Annotated in this window: 19 protein-coding genes; 8 read left to right on the forward strand and 11 right to left on the reverse strand. The window is 62.8% G+C overall.

The features are described from left to right. Window positions 1–70 precede the first annotated feature (70 nt). The 4 genes from AC1MGT_RS00225 to AC1MGT_RS00240 all read left to right on the forward strand — a co-directional run bounded on the left by AC1MGT_RS00225 (window position 71) and on the right by AC1MGT_RS00240 (window position 3,884). Complete coding sequence (locus AC1MGT_RS00225; RefSeq protein WP_499502362.1) at window positions 71–571, forward strand: MarR family winged helix-turn-helix transcriptional regulator; 501 nt, start codon at window positions 71–73, stop codon at window positions 569–571. 571 nt (window positions 572–1,142) lie between these two features. Further along, window positions 1,143–1,547, forward strand: coding sequence for a ZIP family metal transporter (locus tag AC1MGT_RS00230; RefSeq protein ID WP_499502363.1), 405 nt, complete (start codon window positions 1,143–1,145; stop codon window positions 1,545–1,547). A gap of 82 nt (window positions 1,548–1,629) precedes the next feature. Further along, window positions 1,630–3,207 carry an ATP-binding response regulator gene (locus tag AC1MGT_RS00235; RefSeq protein WP_499502364.1) on the forward strand — a complete coding sequence of 526 codons (1,578 nt, stop codon included), beginning with the start codon at window positions 1,630–1,632 and terminating at the stop codon, window positions 3,205–3,207. A 113-nt stretch (window positions 3,208–3,320) separates the two neighbouring features. Then, window positions 3,321–3,884, forward strand: coding sequence for a PEP-CTERM sorting domain-containing protein (locus AC1MGT_RS00240; RefSeq protein WP_499502365.1), 564 nt, complete (start codon window positions 3,321–3,323; stop codon window positions 3,882–3,884). 40 nt (window positions 3,885–3,924) lie between these two features. Here AC1MGT_RS00240 and AC1MGT_RS00245 read toward each other — a convergent pair whose 3' ends face one another. Genes AC1MGT_RS00245 through cyoA form a run of 8 tightly spaced genes read right to left on the reverse strand, consistent with a single transcriptional unit; the run spans window position 3,925 to window position 11,131 of the window. Beyond that, on the reverse strand, window positions 3,925–4,338 hold the full coding sequence (locus AC1MGT_RS00245) for a c-type cytochrome (RefSeq protein WP_499502366.1): 414 nt from the start codon (window positions 4,336–4,338) through the stop codon (window positions 3,925–3,927). 2 nt (window positions 4,339–4,340) lie between these two features. Further along, the gene (locus AC1MGT_RS00250; protein ID WP_499502367.1) at window positions 4,341–4,880 is read right to left on the reverse strand and encodes a response regulator transcription factor; all 540 of its coding nucleotides are present in this window, start codon (window positions 4,878–4,880) and stop codon (window positions 4,341–4,343) included. Then, window positions 4,867–6,216 (reverse strand): ATP-binding protein, encoded by a 1,350-nt coding sequence (locus tag AC1MGT_RS00255; RefSeq protein WP_332532023.1) that lies wholly within the window; start codon window positions 6,214–6,216, stop codon window positions 4,867–4,869. Before AC1MGT_RS00255 ends, AC1MGT_RS00250 begins: the two co-directional genes overlap by 14 nt. Before the next feature lie 51 nt (window positions 6,217–6,267). Beyond that, window positions 6,268–7,095 (reverse strand): SURF1 family protein, encoded by an 828-nt coding sequence (locus AC1MGT_RS00260; RefSeq protein WP_499502368.1) that lies wholly within the window; start codon window positions 7,093–7,095, stop codon window positions 6,268–6,270. 2 nt (window positions 7,096–7,097) lie between these two features. Then, window positions 7,098–7,484, reverse strand: a complete 387-nt coding sequence (gene cyoD / locus AC1MGT_RS00265) for a cytochrome o ubiquinol oxidase subunit IV (protein ID WP_183552472.1) — start codon at window positions 7,482–7,484, stop codon at window positions 7,098–7,100. Then, window positions 7,481–8,119, reverse strand: coding sequence for a cytochrome o ubiquinol oxidase subunit III (cyoC, locus tag AC1MGT_RS00270; RefSeq protein ID WP_499502369.1), 639 nt, complete (start codon window positions 8,117–8,119; stop codon window positions 7,481–7,483). The genes cyoD and cyoC overlap by 4 nt, the downstream gene beginning before the upstream one ends. Further along, a complete protein-coding gene (gene cyoB, locus AC1MGT_RS00275; RefSeq protein WP_499502370.1) occupies window positions 8,112–10,121 on the reverse strand; it encodes a cytochrome o ubiquinol oxidase subunit I in 2,010 nt (669 codons plus the stop codon). The genes cyoC and cyoB overlap by 8 nt, the downstream gene beginning before the upstream one ends. 2 nt (window positions 10,122–10,123) lie before the next feature. Further along, window positions 10,124–11,131 carry a ubiquinol oxidase subunit II gene (gene cyoA / locus AC1MGT_RS00280; protein ID WP_183552478.1) on the reverse strand — a complete coding sequence of 336 codons (1,008 nt, stop codon included), beginning with the start codon at window positions 11,129–11,131 and terminating at the stop codon, window positions 10,124–10,126. Between the two features lie 162 nt (window positions 11,132–11,293). Here cyoA and AC1MGT_RS00285 point away from each other — a divergent pair, with 162 nt between their 5' ends. The 3 genes from AC1MGT_RS00285 to AC1MGT_RS00295 all read left to right on the forward strand — a co-directional run bounded on the left by AC1MGT_RS00285 (window position 11,294) and on the right by AC1MGT_RS00295 (window position 16,722). Next, a complete protein-coding gene (locus AC1MGT_RS00285; RefSeq protein WP_499502371.1) occupies window positions 11,294–12,634 on the forward strand; it encodes an MFS transporter in 1,341 nt (446 codons plus the stop codon). Window positions 12,635–12,976: 342 nt separating this feature from the next. Continuing rightward, a complete protein-coding gene (locus tag AC1MGT_RS00290) occupies window positions 12,977–13,816 on the forward strand; it encodes a phosphate/phosphite/phosphonate ABC transporter substrate-binding protein (RefSeq protein WP_499502372.1) in 840 nt (279 codons plus the stop codon). 11 nt (window positions 13,817–13,827) lie between these two features. Continuing rightward, window positions 13,828–16,722, forward strand: coding sequence for a putative bifunctional diguanylate cyclase/phosphodiesterase (locus tag AC1MGT_RS00295; RefSeq protein WP_499502373.1), 2,895 nt, complete (start codon window positions 13,828–13,830; stop codon window positions 16,720–16,722). 50 nt (window positions 16,723–16,772) lie between these two features. Here AC1MGT_RS00295 and AC1MGT_RS00300 read toward each other — a convergent pair whose 3' ends face one another. Together AC1MGT_RS00300 and AC1MGT_RS00305 are read right to left on the reverse strand one after the other, a co-directional pair. Then, complete coding sequence (locus AC1MGT_RS00300) at window positions 16,773–17,681, reverse strand: ZIP family metal transporter (RefSeq protein WP_499502374.1); 909 nt, start codon at window positions 17,679–17,681, stop codon at window positions 16,773–16,775. 90 nt (window positions 17,682–17,771) lie between these two features. Next, complete coding sequence (locus AC1MGT_RS00305) at window positions 17,772–18,776, reverse strand: manganese catalase family protein (RefSeq protein WP_499502375.1); 1,005 nt, start codon at window positions 18,774–18,776, stop codon at window positions 17,772–17,774. 328 nt (window positions 18,777–19,104) lie between these two features. Between AC1MGT_RS00305 and AC1MGT_RS00310 the strand changes: the two genes are divergently transcribed. Continuing rightward, the gene (locus AC1MGT_RS00310; protein ID WP_499502376.1) at window positions 19,105–19,707 is read left to right on the forward strand and encodes a hemerythrin domain-containing protein; all 603 of its coding nucleotides are present in this window, start codon (window positions 19,105–19,107) and stop codon (window positions 19,705–19,707) included. A 74-nt stretch (window positions 19,708–19,781) separates the two neighbouring features. On the opposite strand, the gene AC1MGT_RS00315 is transcribed toward AC1MGT_RS00310, so the two are convergent. Further along, window positions 19,782–20,810 (reverse strand): patatin-like phospholipase family protein, encoded by a 1,029-nt coding sequence (locus AC1MGT_RS00315; RefSeq protein ID WP_499502377.1) that lies wholly within the window; start codon window positions 20,808–20,810, stop codon window positions 19,782–19,784. Between the last annotated feature and the right edge of the window lie 14 nt (window positions 20,811–20,824).

The following is a 20,824-nucleotide window of genomic DNA, read 5'->3' on the forward strand; positions in this document are numbered from 1 at the left end:
ACGGCGCCCTGGCAGAAGAATCTGCGGTGCGATGATGTGTTTTGACAACGCTTGCATTATCATCTCGCGCATGTCGTCCGAACCCCTAGCCCCTGCCCAGCCCTTGCCGCCCGATGCGCCGCCCCAGCGCGTGCTGCGTCAGTTCCGTATCGTCTTCAATGCGGTCAAGACCCACTTTCGTCAACTCGAACATGAATCCGGCCTGGGAGGCGCCCAGGTCTGGGCGCTGTCGGTGATCGACAGCCAGCCCGGGATCGGCGCAACGAGCCTGAGCCGCGCGCTCGATATTCACCAGTCCACTGCCAGCAACCTGGTGCGCGGCCTGGTCGAGCGTGGCTACGTCAGCGCCGCGCGCGAAGGCACGGACCGGCGCAGCGTCGCCCTGCGCGTACTGCCGGCCGGCCAGGAAGTGCTGCGTCGCGCACCGGCGCCCCTTGCCGGCGTGTTGCCGAATGCATTGGCCACGCTCGACGAATCGACGCTGCTACGGCTCGAACAGGATCTGGGTAGATTGATTGCGCAACTCGATGCCGATGAGGCGGCGGGCAAGATTCCGCTTGGCCAGTCATAACAGCACTACTCGGGAGACACCGGAAAAAAAAAGCCCCCCGACGAATGCGGGGGACGAAAAGACGCGGCGCTGACCGCCTCTTTGCTGATCGGGGCAAGGTGGTCGAACGACCCACTTGCCACGTCCCTATATTGCCCGAAAAGTATAATCAAGGCAACCTTATTTGTGCCAATGGACACATGAGGGCGCCGCACACCCGAACACACAGGAATAGTATGGAAATAGCAGGCTGGTTGCAGGCAGGTGGATGGGGATTGTTGGCAGGCGGCGCGCTGCTGCTGGGCGCCGGGATCGGGGTGCGCTATGCCGTGCCCAAGCGTCTGGTCGCGGCCATCATGGCATTTGGCAGCGGCGTGCTGATTTCGGCGCTGTCGTTCGAGTTAATGGATGAAGCACTCGAGACCGGCGGGCTTGCCTCGACGGCCACCGGCTTCGTGTCGGCGCCGGCATCTATACGGGCGCCAACTGGCTGCTGGCGCGCAAGGGCGCCAAGCACCGCAAGCGCTCCACACCGCAGGAGGGCGCCGATCCCAAGGCGAAAGCCAGCGGCACGGCCATTGCCATCGGCGCCTTGCTGGACGGGATTCCCGAGTCGATCGTCATCGGCCTGTCGCTGCTGGGTGGCCAGGGTGTCAGCATGGCCATGGTGGCAGCGGTGTTCCTGTCGAACCTGCCCGAAGGATTGTCCAGCGCAGCCGGGATGAAGCGCGCCGGCCATTCGACCGGCTATATCATGGGCATCTGGGCAGCGATTGCCGTGGCCTCCAGCCTGGCGGCGACGGTGGGCTTCACGGTGTTTCACCAGTTCCCGCCTGAAATGCTGGCGGCAATCACAGCGGTGGCAGCCGGGGGCGTGCTGGCGATGGTGGTCGACACGATGATCCCCGAGGCCTTCGACGAAACCCATGATTTTGCCGGCCTGATCGTCGCGGCGGGGTTTCTCGCTGCATTTACACTCAGTAAGCTTTCTTCGTGAACTTGCCGTGCATTACTGTTTATAATCGGTCGTTCAAGCGACGCCACCTCCCCGGCGTCGCAACCTTCTTCCCATCCTGAATATGCAACCCCAGTTTTCCGGCGGCACCTGGCGTGACGGCGCGGCGCCGCTCGCACTGCGCTATCTGTTCGCGCTGTTCCTGTTCGTCGTGGCGCTGGCGGCCCGCTTCATGTTGGTGGACATCTTGCCGGCGCGCGGCTTCCCGTTCCTGTCGTTCTTCCCTGCAGTGCTGCTGGCGGCCTACCTCGCCGGTCTCGGGCCGGGCCTGCTGACCGCATTCCTGAGCACCTGGGCGGCCTGGGCATTTTTCATGGGCCCGCGTCTGGCGCCGGCCGCCATGGCGCACAGCGACCTGATCGCACTGGTTTTTTTCGCGTCGATCCTGGTGGTCGACTGCCTCGTCATCGAGCGCATGAACCTGGCCATGCGCAAGCTGCGCACGACCGGCACCCGTTTGCGCGAAAGCGAAGATGCGCTGGTGGCGCGCCAGGCCGAGCTGAGCGAAGCGAACCGGCAAAAAGACGTCTTCATCGCGATGCTGGCGCACGAACTGCGCAATCCGCTGGCGCCGATCCTGTCGGCAGCCCAGCTGATCGCCATGCGCGCAGGCAACGATGAACCATTGGCCCGCGCCGCGGCCATCATCACGCGCCAGGGGCTGCAACTGACGCGACTGGTCGACGACCTGCTGGACGCGTCGCGTATCCATTCGGCCAAGCTGACACTGCAGGTCGCGCCGGCCGACCTGCGTGACGTGATTGGCAGCGCGCTGGAAACGAGCGCGCCGATGATCGAACAATCGGCCGCCAACTTCCAGCTGACGCTGCCGCCGCAGCGGATCCCTGTCGATGTCGACAGCACGCGCATCGCCCAGTGCGTGTCGAACCTGTTGCACAATGCCTTCAAGTTCTCGGGCAACCAGGGCGACATCCATCTGCACATCAGCACCGGGACCGACGGCATGGCGCGCATTCGGGTCACCGATACGGGCCGCGGCATTTCGCCGGACATGCTGCCCCGCCTGTTCGACATGTTCACGCAGGAAGGCCGCAGCGGCAACGATGGCAACAGTGGCCTGGGCATCGGCCTGGCGCTGACGCGCGACCTGGTCCTGCGCCACGGCGGCACGCTCACCGCGCACAGCGACGGCCACGGCCGGGGCGCATCGTTCGAGATCGCCCTGCCCCTGAGCACCGACGTGCACGCGACGGCCATTGCCGCGCCGGCGCCGGCCGCGCTCGAAGCACCCCGGCAGGCGCCGTCGGTGCTGGTCGTGGACGACAACGTCGATGCAGCCGAACTGTTGCAGGCGCTGCTCGCATTGCACGGCTTCGACGTGAACATTGCCCATACCGGCGCCGCCGCCCTGGCCGCGCTGGCGCACGATCGCTACCGTGTGTTGCTGCTCGATATCGGCTTACCCGATATGTCCGGCTACGAGGTCGCCATTGCGGCACGTGCGCAAGGCTTGCTGGACGACGCTACCTTCATTGTCGCGCTGACCGGCTGGAGTGACGCCGAGTCGCGCCAGCGCTCGGTCGATGCCGGCATTGACCATCATCTGAACAAGCCGGTGCAGATGGAAGCACTGTTGAACCTGTTCGATGCGCGGACATTGTCGACCAATCTTACAGTTTGATGAAGTGACTTCCTGTATCTTTACGTAAGCACCTGTTGGTATTGAGGAATTTGAACAGGCACGTTCCGTGCTTAATGGATATCGCAACAGCAGTATCCGAAAGTCGATGTCCCATGAATGTTCATCCAACCTTCACTACCACGGAGTGCTCTGTGAAACTGATCAAAAGCTTGAGGAATGTCGCCCTTGCCGCCATGCTGTTTTCTGCTGGCGTGGCCAATGCAGCGCTGTACAAGTTCCAGCTGACCGGTGACTACGCAGCCAGCTGGCAATTGAATTCGACCGTCCTGTCCGATCTCGCCGATGACGGCAAAGGCTTCGTCCTGTGGGACATTGCCGGCAATTTCCCCGACTCGTCTAAAGGCGTTGTGGACATGGCCTTTTACAACGAGGCCATCGATGGCGGCATGGAGATCATTGACTTCCATGGCAACAACTTGTTGTTCAGTGCCCTGGGGTTCCAGCTCTACACAGGTTCGGAAGACAATCCAACTTTCCGCCTGGGCACGTTTGCGCTGACCGAGTACCTGGGCGCTGGCAGATACTCCCTGACGATCACGGATCTGGATGCACTGCCTGAACCACCGGTCGATGTGCCGGAACCGGCCAGTGCTGCGCTGCTGCTCGGCGGCCTGGGCGTCCTGCTCGCATCGCGCAAGCGGCGCCAGGCCAGGTAAGCATCGTGCTACCGGCAAGGCTGCGCTAAAAGCAGCCTTGCTATCTTTTCGGCACTGGCGGCGCAGCCACTGCACCCTGCGTGCGCAGGTAGGCCACGATCTCGGCGGCCTGCTTCTCGCTCATGAAGCTGAGAAAGCGCATCTTGTTACCCGGCACGACCTTTTCACTGTCGCGAATGAACGCCACCAGATTCTGCTCGTTCCAGACGAAGCCCGCCTTCTTCAACGCCGGCGAGTAGGCATACGCAGGGGCGCTGCCCGCCTTGCGGCCCACGATCCCGTTCAATTGCGGCCCAAAGCCATTGCGGGCGCCCGCGCCAACCTCGTGACAGTTGGTACAGCGCGCGAACAGCCGGCGGCCGGCATCGACCTGGGCCTGGGCCTGAGCCGGTGCCGCCAGCGCCTCGGCCCCTGTTGCCAGCAACAGCGCGACACCGATGATGAGCGCGCGCATGATCACTTCACCCGCTGCTTCTCGAGCTTGCGCGCCAGCGTGCGACGATGCATGCCCAGCCGGCGCGCCGCCTCGGAGATATTGAAATCGGTCTCGGCCAGCACGGCGTGGATGCGTTCCCATTCCAGCGTCTTGATCGACGTCGAGCGGTTGGTGACCTCGATTTCGGCGCTGCCGGCGACGTGCCCGAACGCTGCCTCGATATCGTCGGCGTCCGACGGCTTGGCCAGATACTGGACGGCGCCGAGCTTGATCGCTTCGACCGCAGTGGCGATGCTGGCAAAGCCGGTCAGTACGACAATGAGCATGTCCGGGTCGTGCTCGTGCAGCAGTTGCACGCAGGCCAGGCCCGAGGTCTGGCCCTTGAGCTTCAGGTCGACCACGGCGTAGCCCGGATTGTGGTGCGCCAGGATGGCGGCCGCTTCATCGTGGCCGGTGGCGCCCAGCACGCGGTAACCGCGCCGCTCGAACGAGCGGCTCAGCGTGCGGGCAAAGGCCTCGTCGTCTTCGATGATGAGCAGCAGCGGCTCAGGGTTCGGCATCGTTCAGCTCCTCTTCCAGTTCAATGGCCGACATCGGCAGACGCAGCATGACCACGGCGCCGCCTTCCGGCCGGTTGGTCGCCGTCACCGTGCCGCCCAGTTTGCGCACGACGTTCACGGCCAGAAACAAGCCCAGACCACCACCGGGTTTACCTTTGGTGGACTGGTACGGTTTGCCGAATTGCGCCAGCATGCTGGGCGCAAAGCCGGGACCACGGTCGAGCACGGACAGCACCAGCGTACGCTCGTCGATGTGCGCATCGAAGCAGACCCAGTCGGGCGAGGCTTCCAGCGCATTGTCGAGCAGATTGTCAACCGTCTGGCGCAGCGCCGAGTCGCTCGCCACCGGCCAGTCGTCGGCGATGCGGTTATTGTACGTGAATGCGCGCACCGGGCGGCTGGCCTGCCAGCGTTCGACCAGGCCATCGAGAAAGCCCCGCACCGTCGTGCGTTCGGCCGACTCGCCGCGCGCTTCGCCGGCCGACAGCAGGATGCCGCTGACGATCGACTTGCAGCGCTTGAGCTGGGTCTGCATCTCGGTCAGTTCGCCCAGCAACTCGGCGTCGTCACGAAAGGCGGGCATGCGCTTCCAGTCGCCCAGGATCACCGACACCGTCGACAGCGGCGTGCCCAGTTCATGCGCGGCGCCGCTGGCAAGCAGGCCCATGCGCACGATGTGTTCTTCTTCGGCCGCACTCTGGCGCAGCGCGGCCAGCTGCGTGGCCTTGTCGCGCACATTGTCCGAAATGCGTGAGACGAACATCACCAGCAGCCCGGCATTGAGCGCGAAGCAGACCAGCAAGCCCTGGACATACAGGCTGCCGATCCCGCGCTCGTGGTCAAACGGCAGCGCGAGCGGTTCGGCGAACGCCGCCAGCCCCGCCATGCAGGTGATCGTGATGACGACGATGCTCCAGGTCCACAGCACGTCGAGCAGCACGGCCGAGACGATCACCTGCAGCAGGTACAAAAACGCAAACGGGTTGGTGGTGCCGCCGGACAGGTACAACAGCACGGTCAGGCTCGAGACGTCGACCAGGATGGCCATGAACATCTCGCCGTTCGAGACCGGGCGGCGTTCGTGCCAGCGCAGGTGGCTGGCGATATTGAAGGCGATCAGGCACGAGAGCACCTGCAGCATGTGCACCAGCGGCAGCGCGATCCCGAACAGCAGGATCGCGGCGGCGATCGTGGTGACCTGGCCGATGACGGCGATCCAGCGCAGCTCGATCAGCTGCAGCATGTTCTTGTGGCCGGCTGCGAATTCCACGTTCGCAGCCGCCGCCGACGGCGACGTGCGCGCCGCCCTGGCGAAGAAATCCAGCGGAGATTGCATCGAAACCCGTCCGTTCAATGCCCCGTGCGCGGCAATGCGGTCGGGGCGTCTTTAATCGTTGGCGTCGCGGGAGCGCTTCGCCTCGTAGCGGGCCACCCACCACCAGGCTGCGGCCACCATGAGGGCGAGAGCATACCAAGTCAGCGCGTACACGAGGTGATTATTTGGGAACGAGATGACGGTCAGACCGCCGACGGCGCTCTCGGGCGCTGTCGCAGGATCCTGGTTCTTGCCAGCATCGACGAAAAACGGCGCCGTGCGGGCCGCGTCGAACCCGCGCGCGGCGGTCAAGGCGATGATGTCGCGCGAATACCAGCGGTTGCCGGCCGGGTCGTTGTCGCGCAGGAAGCCGCCTTTGGGCTCGCTGATGCGCAGCAGCCCGGTCAGCGCCACCGGCTCGCCCGGGACGGCGCAGGCATCAGGCCCGGCGGTGCGCGCCGGGAAGCGCGTGGCGATATCGCCCGATGACGGGATGAAGCCGCGGTTGACAAACACGATGTGGCCCTCGTCCGTGCAGAACGGCGTGAGCAGCCAGAAGCCCGCGCCCAGCTCGGACAGCGCCTGGACGGGTGCGGTGTATTGGTAGAGATAGTGACCCGACAGGGCAACGGCCCGGTATTCGTCGGATTCCTTGGAAATCTGCGGCCACTGCGCCACCGGAGGGAGCGCAGCAGGCGCCGCATGAACGCGTGCATCGACGCGTTCGATCAGGTCCAGTTTCCATTGCAGGCGAAATACCTGCCAGGTCCCCAGAGCTGCAAACAGCACGAGCAGCAGCAAGGCCAGCACCGCCACCAGGCGTCGCACGAAAGGCGAGCGCCGTGGCGGGGGCTGATCCTGCGCCGACAGGGTCGGCGGCTGCTGCGCGTGCGTCACCACGGTCAGGTCATGTCGGAGGTGTTTTCAGCACCCATGCCCGGCATCATGTTGGTGTTCATGTGGTGCATGACCCAGATCGAGCCCGACATCACGATGACCAGCAGAACCAGCGTCAACACCAGTGCCATCATGTTCCAGCCGCCTTCAGCCTTCGAATTCAGGTGAAGGAAGTAGACCATCTGGACCACCAGCTGGACCGCGGCAAAGCCGAGGATGACCCAGCGGGTCATGTCCGGGGCCAGCACATTGCCCATCACCAGCCAGAACGGAATCGCGGTGAGGATCAGCGACAGCGCGAAGCCAATTGCATAATCCTTGCCACTGTAGTGGATCTGGTAGCTGTCATGACCATGATGACCATGGTCGTGCTCGTTATGATGATCGCTCATGGCAGCACTCCCATCAGGTAGACAAAGGTAAACACGAAGATCCAGACCAGATCCAGGAAGTGCCAGAACAGCGACAGGCAGGCCAGACGACGGAAGTTTTCCGGCGTCATGCCGTGCTTGGACAGCTGCACGAACAGGGTCACCAGCCACACGATGCCGAACAGCACGTGCAGACCGTGGGTACCGACCAGCGAGAAGAACGCGGTCAGGAAGCCCGAACGCTGTGGACCGGCGCCCAGGTGGATCAGGTGCTGGAACTCATAGATTTCCAGCGACAGGAACGCCACGCCCAGCAGGCCCGTGACGACCAGCCACAGCTTGGTCTTGCCCACGTTCTTGGCTTGCGCCGAGATCATGGCCATGCCGAAAGTGATTGACGACACCAGCAGGAAGCCGGTGTTGAGTGCGATCAGCGGCAGTTCGAACAGCTCGGCGCCGGTCGGGCCGCCCGCGTAGTTGCGGCCCAGCACGGCGTAGGCCGCGAAGAGCGATGCGAACAGCAGGCAGTCGCTCATCAGGTAGAGCCAGAAGCCGAGCAACGTGCCCTGCTCCGGGTGGTGCTCCCGCGCCATGTAGCGCGCGGTCACTTCGGCGGGTGTCATCCCGCCTGTCATGGTTGCTTTAATTTCAGACATGGCTTTCCAGCATACGAGTACGTGCGGTTTCGGTCTTCAGGACTTCTTCAGCCGGAATGTAGAAATCGCGTTTGTAGTTGAAGGTATGGGCAATGATCGTACCGAGCAGGACGATGAACGCCCCGATCACGAGAGCCCACATATGCCAGATGATGGCAAAGCCGACCGCGCACGCCAGTGCCGAGATCACGAAACCGGCCCAGGTGTTCTTGGGCATGTGGATCGCGACGAAATCGGCGAGCGGACGCTGGTAACCGTTCTTCTTCATGTCGGCGAAGGTGTCGTTGTCGTGCACCACCGGCGTGAACGCGAAGTTGTAGTCGGGTGGTGGCGACGAGGTCGACCATTCCAGCGTACGGCCATCCCACGGATCGCCCGTGAAATCGCGCAGACGTGCGGTGTTACGGTCACGGAAGCTGACATACAGTTGCATCAGCAGCGCGCCGATACCACCAGCGATCATCAGGGTGCCCAGGAACGAAATCTGGAACAGCCACTGGACCGACATGTCATCGAAGTGACTCACGCGGCGGGTATAGCCCATGAAGCCCAGGATGTATGGCGGCGTGAACGCGACCCAGAAACCGATCGACCAGAGCCAGAACGACACGGTGCCCCAGAATTTGTCGAGCTTGTAGCCAAACGCTTTCGGGAACCAGTAGTTCAGACCCGCGAAGATACCGAACACCACGCCACCGATAATCACGTTGTGGAAGTGTGCGATCAGGAACAGCGAGTTGTGCAGCACGAAGTCGGCCGCAGGAATCGCCAGCATCACGCCGGTCATGCCGCCGATGGTGAAGGTCAGCATGAACGAGATCGTCCACATCATTGGCAGTTCGAAGCGGATCTGGCCGCGGTACATCGTGAACAGCCAGTTGAACAGCTTCGCGCCGGTCGGGATCGAGATGATCATCGTCGTGATACCGAAGAACGCATTGACGCTGGCGCCCGAACCCATCGTGAAGAAGTGGTGCAGCCAGACCAGGTACGACAGCACCATGATGACGCAGGTCGCGTAGACCATCGAGGTGTAGCCGAACAGGCGCTTGCCGCAGAAGGTCGAGACCACTTCGGAGAAGATACCGAAGGCTGGCAGGATCAGGATGTAGACCTCGGGGTGACCCCAGATCCAGATCAGGTTCACGTACATCATCGCGTTGCCGCCACGGTCGTTCGTGAAGAACGCGGTGTCGAACAGGCGGTCCATGCCCAGCATGGCCAGCACGGCGGTCAGGATCGGGAAGGTCACGACGATCAGGATGTTGGTGGCGAGCGAAGTCCAGACGAAGACTGGCATCTTCATCAGGCCCATGCCCGGTGCGCGCATCTTGATGATGGTGACGATCAGGTTCACACCCGACAGCAAGGTACCCACACCCGCGATCTGCAATGACCAGATGTAATAGTCGACGCCTACCCCCGGACTGGCAAGGATGCCCGACAGCGGCGGATACGCGAGCCAGCCGGTACGTGCGAATTCACCGACGAACAGCGATGCCATGATCAGCACGGCGCCCATCGTGGTCATCCAGAACGAGAAGTTGTTCAGGAACGGGAATGCCACGTCGCGCGCACCGATCTGCAGTGGCACCACGTAGTTCATCAGGCCCGTCACGAACGGCATCGCCACGAAGAAGATCATGATCACGCCGTGGGCGGTGAAGACCTGGTCGTAGTGGTGCGGCGGCAGGAAGCCGGCGTTGTCGCCAAAGGCGAGCGCCTGCTGGGTACGCATCATCAGGGCGTCGGCGAAGCCGCGCAGCAGCATGACCAGACCGAGGATCATGTACATGATGCCGATTTTCTTGTGGTCGATACTGGTGATCCAGTCTTTCCACAAGGAGCCCCACAGGCGGAAGTAGGTCAGGATGCCCACGAGGGCAACACCGCCTACGATCACACCTGCGAAGGTAGCAAGCAGGATCGGCTCATGGAAGGGAATCGCGTCCCAGCCAAGCCGACCGAAGATAAACTTCGTCAAGTCGAAAGTGTCTTGCATGGTTACTTCTTCACAGTGTTAAAAGGGGCGACGCACATTTCCAGCGCCTCGGCCAGCATGGATTTGCCATCCTTCGGCAACTGGCGGATGGCCGCGGCCATTTCGTTGCGCTTGTGATCCTCGTGCATTTGCTGATTCATGCACATGGTGCCTTCAGCAACGCAGCGGTTCAGGATGCGGTTGAACAGCGCAGGCTCGACCTGTGCGTAATGGCGCACCGGCTCCTTGGCGGTCGGCTTTTCGAGCACCATGTAGTCAGCGCGATCGAGCACTTCGGTACCGGTCTTCATTTCCTTGACCCAGGTGTCGAAATCGGCCTGCGTCACGCCCTTGTAGGCAAACTTCATGTGCGAGAAACCGTCGCCGCTGAAGTTGGCCGACAGGCCGCGATAATCGCCGGTCTTGTTCAGCACCGCGTTCAGTTCCGTTTCCATGCCCGGCATCGCGTAGATCATGCCAGCCAGGGTCGGGATGTAGAACGTGTTCATCACGGTCGACGACGTGATCTTGAAGCGCACCGGCACGTCGATCGGGGTCACCAGGTGATTGACCGACGCAATGCCCTGTTCTGGATAAATGAACAGCCATTTCCAGTCCAGCGCCACCACTTGCACTTCAAGTGGCTTGACGGACGCAGCGAGCGGCCGGTTGGCGTCGATGCGGTCGAGCGGACGATACGGGTCGAGCTTGTGGGTACTGACCCAGGTAATCAGGCCCAGCACGATGATGATCAGGAGCGGTGCGCCCCAGATGATCAGTTCGAGCTTGGTCGAATGGTCCCAGTCAGGTTCGTAGGCCGCGTTGGCGCCCTTGCGGTAGCGCCAGGCGAACCAGACGACCAACAGCATCACCGGAATGATGATGATCAACATTAATAGAACCGATATTACGATCAGATCGGCCTGCTGCTTTGCTATATCGCCGGTGGGATTCATTACGACGGTATTGCAGCCAGCAAGCGCTGCAAGAAGAAGTAATGGCAGTCCGCGGCGGACAATTTGTGGAATCATGCTAGGTATCTAACGTTACATGGAGGGAGAGCATGCTACTGTACTGCCAACGGTCGTCAAAGAACATTGGACAGTTTGTCCCACCCTTTGCCATAATGCAATTTTAACAATAGTGTTACCCACAATAGTGGCGACCGCGACACGACTTTTGGAGAATTAACCATGCACAGCACTACCCACGGCAGCGACGACGCCGCTCCAATCACGAGCCCGAACAGCGGCGCACGCAATATCAACGCCCGCGACGAACACATTTCCCCCGGCGACATCGCCGTCGGCGTCATTGTCGGTCGTTCGGCGGAGTACTTCGAGTTCTTTGTGTATGCCATCGCTTCGGTGCTGGTGTTCCCGTCGATCTTCTTCCCGTTTGCCGATCGTCTCGAAGGTACACTGTACGCCTTTGTCATTTTCGCGTTCGCTTTCATCGCGCGTCCGTTCGGCACCCTGCTCTTCATGTGGATCCAGAAACGCTGGAGCCTCGACATGAAACTGCTGATCGCCCTGTTCATGATGGGTACCTGCACCGTCGTCATCGCCCTGCTCCCGAGCTACAGCGAAATCGGCGGCGCCGCCATCGTGATGCTGGCGCTGCTGCGCATCGGCCAGGGTATCGCCCAGGGCGGTTCGTGGGATGGTCTGCCGTCGCTGCTGGCGCTGTCCGCGCCTGAAGGCAAGCGCGGCTGGTACGCGATGCTGGGTCAGCTCAGCGCACCGCTTGGCTTCGTCATCGCCGCCGGCGTCTTCGCCTACCTGATCGGCAACCTGTCGCAGGAAGACTTCCTGACCTGGGGCTGGCGCTTCCCGTTCTTCGTCGCCTTCGCCATCAACGTCGTTGGCCTGTTCGCCCGCCTGCGCCTGGTCTCGACCACCGAATACGCACGCCTGCTTGACAGCAAGCACATGACGCCTGCCCCGGTTGGAGAACTGATGCGTAATCAGGGCACCAACATCGTCATCGGCGCCATGACCGCGCTGGCCAGCTACGCGCTGTTCCACCTGGTGACCGTGTTCCCGCTGTCGTGGATCCAGCTGTATGACACGCGTCCGGTCGAGTCGTTCCTGCTGGTCCAGATGGGCGGCGCCGCCCTGGCCGCACTGGGCATCCTTGCCTCGGGCTACATTGCCGACAAGGTCGGCCGCCGCACGACGCTCGGTACGCTGGCTGCACTGATCGCGCTGTTCTCGGTCTTCGTGCCATCGCTGATCGATGGCGGCACCGCTGGCCAGAATACCTTCATCCTGGTCGGCTTTACTCTGCTGGGCCTGTCGTATGGCCAGGCAGCGGGCGCCACGACGTCGAACTTCCAGAAGCAATTCCGCTACACCGGTGCGGCGCTGACGTCGGATCTGGCATGGCTGGTCGGCGCGGCGTTCGCCCCGCTGGTTGCCCTGGGTCTGTCGGCCAACTTCGGCCTGGGCTACGTCAGCCTGTACCTGCTGTCGGCAGCCGTGGCCACGCTGGCTGCGCTGAGCCTGAATCGCAAGCTGGAAATTCGTGACTGATCTGCCCCGCTCTTTTTGGCAGTGACAACGACGGCCCTTCGGGGCCGTTGTTGTTTTTGGCTGCGCGCACAGGACATGAACCGTTTAAGTTATTCAATACAACATTGCATTCCAACCAGCAATGTTTGCCGATGGTATTATCTTTCCATCTGGAATGTGTGCGCCTCGCCGGCCCGCGCTACAGTGACCTGTTCGCGCATCCATCGACGGATGGCGACGCTGGCGCACTGGCCCGACCGCTAACGCGCGTCCGGCCTGTCTGCCGCATGGCACGACATCACGGAGCCCAGCCCGGTCTCGGGACGTGGCCGTATTTCATCCTGTTCTCACGATCGCACAACCATGAATCTGCATCTGTCACTGCTGGCTGGCGCCTTTCTCGTCACGCAAGCGGCCGTCGCCGCCCCACCTGCCTGCTACAATTTTTCACCGGTCAATCAATTCAATGTCCAGGTCTCGGCCAGCTTCTGGAATCCGATCATCAGCTACGTGTCGGCCCGCAGCAAGGTCTGCATGAAGCTCAAACTGGGGCGCACCTCGGCCGACACGACCAGCTTCGTGCTGGCCCGCGAAGTCGATTTCGCGTTCACCAATCACCTGTTCAGCCCCGACCGGGAAAAGATGGGTTGGACCGTGTTCGGGCGCCGCAACTCGCCGCCGGTGCACGCGCAGATCGTGGTGCCGGTCGACTCGCCGATCAGGGACATCAAGGAACTGGCCGGCGCCGCCGTGAGTTTTCCGGGGCCCGAAGCACTGGTGGCCTACAAGGTCAATTATGCGCAGCTGCTGCGCGCCGACATCCCTATTAACGTCGTATTCGCCGGCAACCAGGACGCTGCGTTCACGCAGCTGTTCGCCGGCATGGTCAAGGCCGTCGGCGCCAATTCACAGCTGGTGGCCAACTGGCGCGGCCGCGAAGGCAGCGCGTTTCGCGTGCTGTGGACGTCGGCGCCGTTCAATGATCTTGCGCTGATGGCCTCGCCACGCGTGCCGGCGGACCAGGTACGCGCCGTCGCCAATGCCTTCCTCACGATGCACAACGACCCGGAAGGCAAGCGCGTGCTCGCCGAATCGGGCGCACTGATCCATGCCCCCGTGCCGCTGTCGTTCGTCGCCGCCAGCCAGGCCGACTACGCCAGCTACCGCACGTTCTACGCCGATGCGCCGGCCAGCCTCCGGTGACACTCCACGCCATGGTATTTGCTCCGCTGCGCCTGCTCAAGCGCGTCTTCCTGCCGCGCTCCCTGATGGGCCGTGTATTCGGCGTGTTCGCAGCCACGATGCTGCTCCTGCTGGTGGCTGGCCTGGGCATGTTCTACCGCTACCAGTACCTGCAGCATATTGAAGAGACGCAGGACAATGCGCTGATGCTGCTCGAGGCAGTGATCCAGCCGATCGAAGAAAGCGTCGTCATCGGCGATTACGACACGGTCAAGCGCACGCTGGGCAAGATGCTCGTCAAGTCACCGTTCCAGCGCGCCCAGTTCCTCGAAGTCGGTGGCGGTGCGATCAGCCTGGAGGCGCAGGCAAGCCAGCATGCAGCGCCGCCCGACTGGTTCACGGCGCTGATCGTCGAGCGGTTCTACGATGTCAACCGGGTCATCACGGTCGGTGGCAAGGACTATGGCGTCATACGCCTGTCGTTCGATGTGACCCGACTGGCAGCCCAGCTCTGGCAGCTCATCATCGAAACGGCGGCGGTCGCCCTGGTGCTGGCCTCGGCCAGCCTGCTCATGATGCGCGTGCTGCTGCGCCGCTGGCTGGACCGTCTCGGTGGCCTGCGCGCGTTTGAGCATGATGTCGCCGCGGGCCTGGTCACTGCCGAGGCGCCGCTGCACGACGATGCGCCGCTCGAGATCCAGGAAGCGATCCTGGCCGTGAACCGTGGCACCGCCAGCCTGCGCGTGCAGTATGGCGAGCGCATCGAGCTCCTGATGAATTCGCTCGTCCAGCACAAGAGCGCGATGGACCAGGCCGCGATCGTGTCCGAGATCGATGTTGACGGCCGCATCGCCGTCGTCAACGACCAGTTCATCGCCAACAGTGGCCTGTCCCGCGACGAGGTCGTTGGCCAACCCCTGGCACACCTGACCATCCCCGACCTGGCGCCGGCCTGGACACCCGGGCCGCACGTCTGGAAAGGCGACGTCACGATCGCCGGGCGCGACCGTACGCTGCAATGGCACCGCACGATCGTGCCGATGTTCGATGCGGGCGGCACGGTGCGCTATATCTGTATCGATATCGACATCACCGAGCGCAAGGCCTTCGAGCGCACGATCCTGGCCACGGCGCGGCGCGAGAACCTGATCGCCGAGCTGGGCCGCGTGGCCCTGACAGCCACCGACCTGCAGCACGTGTTCCGGGAGGCGATTCAGGCTGCTGCGGGCGGCCTGGACGCGCCGAGCGCAGCGCTGTTTTCACTGGAACCGGCGCCGATCGGGCGCTCACTGGTGATCCAGGCGGGTAGCGGCGCCCTGGCCTCGGCCACCGGCTTTGCCCTTGACTGCCCGCTGGGTCCGATGCCACAACAAGAGCCGGCCGACCTGCTGCGGCCGCTGTTCGCGACCGTCGGCGCTGCCTACCAGGTCCGCAGCAGCGTCGATGCCTGCGTGATTTGCACGGAAAGCCCGTTCGGCGTGCTGGGTGTGTTCACCGACGACGACCGCCAGTTCGGGCCGGACGACCGCAACTTCTTGCGCAGCATCGCGCACATCCTGGCCACCACGATCGAGCGCCACACGGCCCAGCAGCGCCTGACCTATCTGGCGCAATACGATGCGTTGACCGACCTGCCAAACCGGCGCTACCTGTCCGAATCGCTCGACCTGGCCATCGGCGCGGCCGCCGCGCAGGCACGCCGCGCCGGCGTCATGTTCATCGACCTCGACCATTTCAAGAAAGTCAACGACATGCTGGGGCATGGTGTCGGCGACCAGCTGCTGGTACTGGCCACCAAGCGCCTGCAAGCCTGTGCCCGGCCCGGCGATCTGGTGGCGCGGCTCGGTGGCGACGAATTCGCCCTGATCCTGCCCGACGTCGTGGAAGACGGCGACATCGCCACACTGTGCACCAGCATCATCGATGCGCTGGCGGCGCCCTTCCTGCTGCAGGGCCAGCAATTGTTTGTCTCGGCCAGCATCGGCATCGCACGCTACCCGGAAGACGGTGCCAATGCGGAGGCGCTGCTCAAAAGCGCCGATACGGCCATGTATGCGGCCAAACACAATGGCCGTGGCAATTTCCAGTTCTTCAGCGCGGCCATGCACGATGCAACCACCCAGCGCATCAAGCTCGAAGCCGAGCTGCACCAGGCGCTGGCGCGTGGCGAATTCCTGCTCCACTACCAGCCCAAGCTGGACCTTGCTACCGGCAGGACGAGCGGCTTCGAGGCTTTGCTGCGCTGGAACCACCCGCAGCGCGGCCTGGTGCCGCCGCTCGAATTCATCTCGGTCCTCGAAGACACGGGCCTGATCATCGCGGTCGGCGAATGGGTCGTGACGGAAGTCTGCCGCCAGCTTGGCGCCTGGCGCGCGGACGGCTTCCCCGTCGTGCCGGTCGCGATCAATCTGTCAGCGCGCCAGCTCGAGCAGGACGACCTGGCAGCAACGATCGAGCACATCGTGACCGCCAGCGGCATCGCGCCGGCACTGCTCGAGTTCGAGCTGACCGAATCGATGCTGATGGTGAACCCGGACGCCGCAGTGGCAATCCTGGGACGGATCAAGGCGCTGGGCATGCGCCTGTCCATCGACGATTTCGGCACAGGCTATTCGAGCCTCGCGTACCTGAAGCGCTTCCCGCTGGATGCGCTGAAGATCGACCGCACCTTCGTGCGCGACCTGCCGCATGACAGCGACGACGCCGCGATCACCCGCGCCGTCATCAATCTGGCGCACAGCCTGAATCTGAAGGTGGTGGCAGAAGGCGTGGAAAATCTCGAGCAGTTGTGCGAGCTAAAGCGCTTTGGCTGCGACGAAATCCAGGGCTATTATGTCGATCGGCCGCTGGTGCCAGCCCGCTGTTTCATTCGTGCTGACAGCGCGTCACCGATGGGAACGCAGCGCAACGCCGCACTGGTGATGTAATCGGGTGCATAGCGGCCTGCAGCAATGCGGGCGGGTTTTGGGCCAGCCGATCAGGCCAGCGCCGTATCGAGTACCGTCATCACAATGAACCCGATGACCAGCGCAATGCTGGCCTGGGTCCCATTCCCCGACTGGCGCGATTCGGGAATCACGTCGTTGACGATGACGAGCAGCATGGCGCCGGCAGCGGCGGCCAGCGCATACGGCAGCAGGCCGGCTGCGATCCCGATGAGCGCGACGCCGAACACGGCAGCGATCGGCTCGATCAGCCCGGATACGATGCCCATGCCCACCGCTGCAAGGCGACTGTAACCGACGGAATGCAGCGCCAGCGCCACGACCAGGCCCTCGGGCACGTCCTGGATCGATACACCGGTGGCCAGTGATGTGGCTTTTTCCAGGTCGATGCCAGCGAAGGCGACGCCAATGGCCAACCCTTCTGGCAGGTTATGCAGCGCGACGGCCCACACGAACAGCCACGCGCGCCGCAGCGAAACCTGGTCGGGATCGGTAGAAAGGATGCCGTCGGTATGAACCGCGCGGCTCATCAGGAGAATCGCGCCGGCGCCGGCCAGAATACCCGCGCCCACCATCAGGCTGGATTCCCAGCTGCCCGCCCCGGCCGACGAGGCTGCGTTCAGGGCCGGAATCACGAGAGAAAACGCAGTGGCGCCCAGCATGACACCAGCGCCGAAACCAAGGAATGAGTCGTAGGTGCGGCGAGAAAAATTCTGTGCAAACAAGACTGGCAACGTGCCAAGCGCAGTGGCCGCTGCCGCCGCACTACCGCCCAGCAAGGCGGCCAACATCTTCGGGTTGGCATTCATGAACTGCTCGATCATGCTGCCGATCAGGACAAACAGAACCAGGGTGCAAATACCGAAACCGATCGCGCGACGTGGGGTAAGCCAGCTCGGCATGCCACGGTGTGGTGGGGCTTTCTCGACTTGACTATCCATGCGGCTTCCTGATAACTGAATGCCGCCTGCCACAGATCATGCGGCAGGCGGCGTGGGCAGATGCTGTGCCTGTTGCTTGGGTCGTTTTGCTTACGTCGTTTTTTTGACGCTGGCCTTCTTTTTCTTGGCAATGCCGGTGTCGTCGAGCGGGCCGCCGCGCGAGGCCACGGTGGGCTCGCCCATTGCGTTTCCGCTACTGCCACCTATCGTACCACCGGATGCAGATTGCATCATGCCCAGTTCGGAACCGGTGCGCGGCATGGCCATTGGATCCGACAGCGTGCGCGCCGCCATCATTTCCAGCACGTCGATATCCTCCGTTGGCAGCGCCACTTCGGCGTCGCCCGCACCGCCATCGACGGCCATCTGCTTGTCGCGGTCACTGATGAAGTCCCAGTCGGCGCCCTGGTTCCACGCGCCGCGCACTTCGCCCTCGCCCTGCGACATATTGTAGTAGACGCTGGCAAACGCCGGCACGACGGGCATTTTCCCGGGCGGGAAGTTCGGCTCCATTGCGTACAGCGCTTTCTCGAACGACTTCATGTGCGCCACTTCACGCGTCATCAGGAAGCCCAGTGCTTCTTTGACGCCCGGGTCGTCGGTCAATGAAATCAGCCGCTCGTAGACGATTTTGGCGCGTGCTTCGGCGGCGATGTTCGAGCGCAGGTCGGCGCTTGGCTCGGTGATCGAGTCGATGTAGGCGGCCGTCCAAGGCACCCCGGCCGAATTCGTCAGCGGCACACCGGCGCCATACAGGACCTGCGTAATATGACTATCGTTACCGGCGCCGGTGATGCTGCGGTAGGTATCGGCTTCCATATCGACGCCCTCGGCCAGGCGGCCTTTGGCGCCCTTGTTGAGCATCGCAACGATGTTGCCGATGACTTCGAGGTGGCTGAGTTCTTCAGTGGCGATATCGAACAGCAGGTCCTTGCGGCCTGGATCGTCCTCGGCAACGGCCTGGGTGAAGTAGCGCATGGCGGCGGCAAGCTCGCCCTGCGGGCCGCCGAACTGTTCAAGCATGAGGTTCGCCAGGCCGGGATTGGGGCCGCTGACGCGGACGGTGTACTGCAAACGCTTATTGTGAGCAAACATGGATAGTGTCCTCGATAAGGTTGTTCATCCTTTCGGCACGCGTGGTGCGTGACCATCCAGGACGGGCCAGCGCCGGGACCGGCAGGCCAGTGGACACATGATCGCATGACAACTGTCGGTAGCTCGTCAGGGGTAATCCCGAGTTCGTGTAGGACTAATGTGACAAGTAGTTATTTCAATTCAACATGAATAGAGGGCTGGAAAAACTGCCTCGTGGTTCTGACCGATCTGGAACGGCACTGACACGACCTCGGCGCACAGGCCTACAGCCATTTGACAAGGACTCCTTCACGATGTTGATCAAACAACCACGAACGGGGGTACCACCATGTTTAACCTGAAACAACTGAGCCCAACCATCACCGACATGATCCGCTTCGATCACTCGCACGTCATGGTGACCTTCCATCAATACTCCAGCGACAAGAGCCCGACCGTCAAGAAGGCGCTGGCCGACACCATTTGCGATGCACTGGAAATCCATGCAACGCTGGAAGAAGAGATTTTCTATCCTGTGATGCGGCGTCAAGATGCGAAACAGCCGTTTATCCACGAGGCCGAACCGGAACATGACGAGATGCGCCGCCTGATCGCCCAGCTGCGCCGCACCAGCGGCGCTGATCCGCGCCACGATGATCTGGTCATGGAATTGATGCGCGACGTGATCCACCACGTGGCCGATGAAGAAACCCGCCTGCTGCCCGATGCCGAGAATATCCTGGGCAAGGCGCGCCTGTCGGAACTGGGCGCCGCGATGACGCGTCGGCGTCTGCAGCTCGTCGGGCCAAAGGCCGGCAAGCTGGCCAAGGAACATCTGGTCGGCTTCTCGGGCAGCAGCGCGGCGCTGGCCGTCGGCGTGGTTGGCGCCCTCATTGCCGCCTTCGCGCTGGCGCCAAAGACAACCTCGAACGACAAGTCGGCAGACGCATAACGCGCCGCCGACGTTGCGCAACAGCGCTCTCAAGCACCGTCCCCGGCAACGGCGACGGTGTTTTTTTTTGCGTTTTACAGGTCGGGATAAAACACGGGCATCGGGTCAAGGGTCGATTTCGCGCCGAGGTGCGCGCCGTTTTCCTTCAGCCAGGTATCGGCCGAGGCCACGCCAAGATCGTGCAAATGCTGCAGGAACGGCATCTCGGCGCTGAATTTGGCGGAAATGCCATGCGCCGCCAGATGCTCGTTACCGCTGATCAGGTGCAGGAACTTGGCGGCAGGCGTCGCCCCCGCACCGCGCATCTCATCCGTGGCGCTTCCCAAAAACTGCAGCGCGCTGACTTCACGAACGAAACTGATATTGAACGCGATCTCGTTGGCGCGATTGGCGATGTCGGCCACCGTGCGTGGCATGTCGGGACGCGCGATGGGATTGTTCTGGATGATCACGACGTCCGTTCCGTCGCCATGCGCCATCAGCGGCGCGAGCGGTGGATTAGCGACATAACTGCCATCCCAGTACATCTCGCCATCCACCTCGACTGCGGCGAACACGGTCGGCAGGCAGGCCGAGGCCAGCAGGCGCTGGACATCCATCTCGTCGCGCCGGAACAGCTTGCCCGTACCGGTGCGCACATTGGTCGCGGCAATGAACAGCTGCAGCTCTTCACAGGCGCGCACCCGTTCGAAGTCGATCGTCGCTGCGAGAAAGTGGCGTAGTGGATTGAGGGTCAGCGGCCCTTCGAGCGTTGGACCGGCCATGGCGCCTGCCATTTCCAGCAAGTGGTACACCGGCGAAAATGCCATCGTGAAGTGCGGCGCCATGCGGTCGAGCGGCGTGCGCTGCAATGGGCTCATGGATGCGGCCGTGCCGATCGCACGCCAGAATTTGTCGAGTGCCCGACGCGCACCTTCGCGGCCGCCGCCGCGTGCGTAGCCGTCTGCGACCACGACCGCATTGACCGCGCCGGCACTTGACCCGCTGAGCGCATCGATCTGCAACCCCGGCTCCTGCAGCAGGCGGTCAAGCACACCCCACCCGTAGGCGCCATAGCTGCCACCGCCCTGGATAGCCAGACTGATTGTTGTGTGGTCGGTCACGATCTGCTCCGTGG

It is taken from the genome of Telluria sp. BA11 (genome assembly GCF_056680305.1).

What these genes read in the sequence shown, in the direction of transcription:
- AC1MGT_RS00225 (WP_499502362.1), top strand. Translation starts at nt 71, where the DNA reads ATGTCGTCCGAACCCCTAGCCCCTGCCCAGCCCTTGCCGCCCGATGCG.
- AC1MGT_RS00235 (WP_499502364.1), top strand. Translation starts at nt 1,630, where the DNA reads ATGCAACCCCAGTTTTCCGGCGGCACCTGGCGTGACGGCGCGGCGCCG.
- AC1MGT_RS00240 (WP_499502365.1), top strand. Translation starts at nt 3,321, where the DNA reads ATGAATGTTCATCCAACCTTCACTACCACGGAGTGCTCTGTGAAACTG.
- AC1MGT_RS00245 (WP_499502366.1), bottom strand. Translation starts at nt 4,338, where the DNA reads ATGCGCGCGCTCATCATCGGTGTCGCGCTGTTGCTGGCAACAGGGGCC.
- AC1MGT_RS00250 (WP_499502367.1), bottom strand. Translation starts at nt 4,880, where the DNA reads ATGCCGAACCCTGAGCCGCTGCTGCTCATCATCGAAGACGACGAGGCC.
- AC1MGT_RS00255 (WP_332532023.1), bottom strand. Translation starts at nt 6,216, where the DNA reads ATGCAATCTCCGCTGGATTTCTTCGCCAGGGCGGCGCGCACGTCGCCG.
- cyoD (WP_183552472.1), bottom strand. Translation starts at nt 7,484, where the DNA reads ATGAGCGATCATCATAACGAGCACGACCATGGTCATCATGGTCATGAC.
- cyoC (WP_499502369.1), bottom strand. Translation starts at nt 8,119, where the DNA reads ATGTCTGAAATTAAAGCAACCATGACAGGCGGGATGACACCCGCCGAA.
- cyoB (WP_499502370.1), bottom strand. Translation starts at nt 10,121, where the DNA reads ATGCAAGACACTTTCGACTTGACGAAGTTTATCTTCGGTCGGCTTGGC.
- cyoA (WP_183552478.1), bottom strand. Translation starts at nt 11,131, where the DNA reads ATGATTCCACAAATTGTCCGCCGCGGACTGCCATTACTTCTTCTTGCA.
- AC1MGT_RS00285 (WP_499502371.1), top strand. Translation starts at nt 11,294, where the DNA reads ATGCACAGCACTACCCACGGCAGCGACGACGCCGCTCCAATCACGAGC.
- AC1MGT_RS00290 (WP_499502372.1), top strand. Translation starts at nt 12,977, where the DNA reads ATGAATCTGCATCTGTCACTGCTGGCTGGCGCCTTTCTCGTCACGCAA.
- AC1MGT_RS00295 (WP_499502373.1), top strand. Translation starts at nt 13,828, where the DNA reads ATGGTATTTGCTCCGCTGCGCCTGCTCAAGCGCGTCTTCCTGCCGCGC.
- AC1MGT_RS00300 (WP_499502374.1), bottom strand. Translation starts at nt 17,681, where the DNA reads ATGGATAGTCAAGTCGAGAAAGCCCCACCACACCGTGGCATGCCGAGC.
- AC1MGT_RS00305 (WP_499502375.1), bottom strand. Translation starts at nt 18,776, where the DNA reads ATGTTTGCTCACAATAAGCGTTTGCAGTACACCGTCCGCGTCAGCGGC.
- AC1MGT_RS00310 (WP_499502376.1), top strand. Translation starts at nt 19,105, where the DNA reads ATGTTTAACCTGAAACAACTGAGCCCAACCATCACCGACATGATCCGC.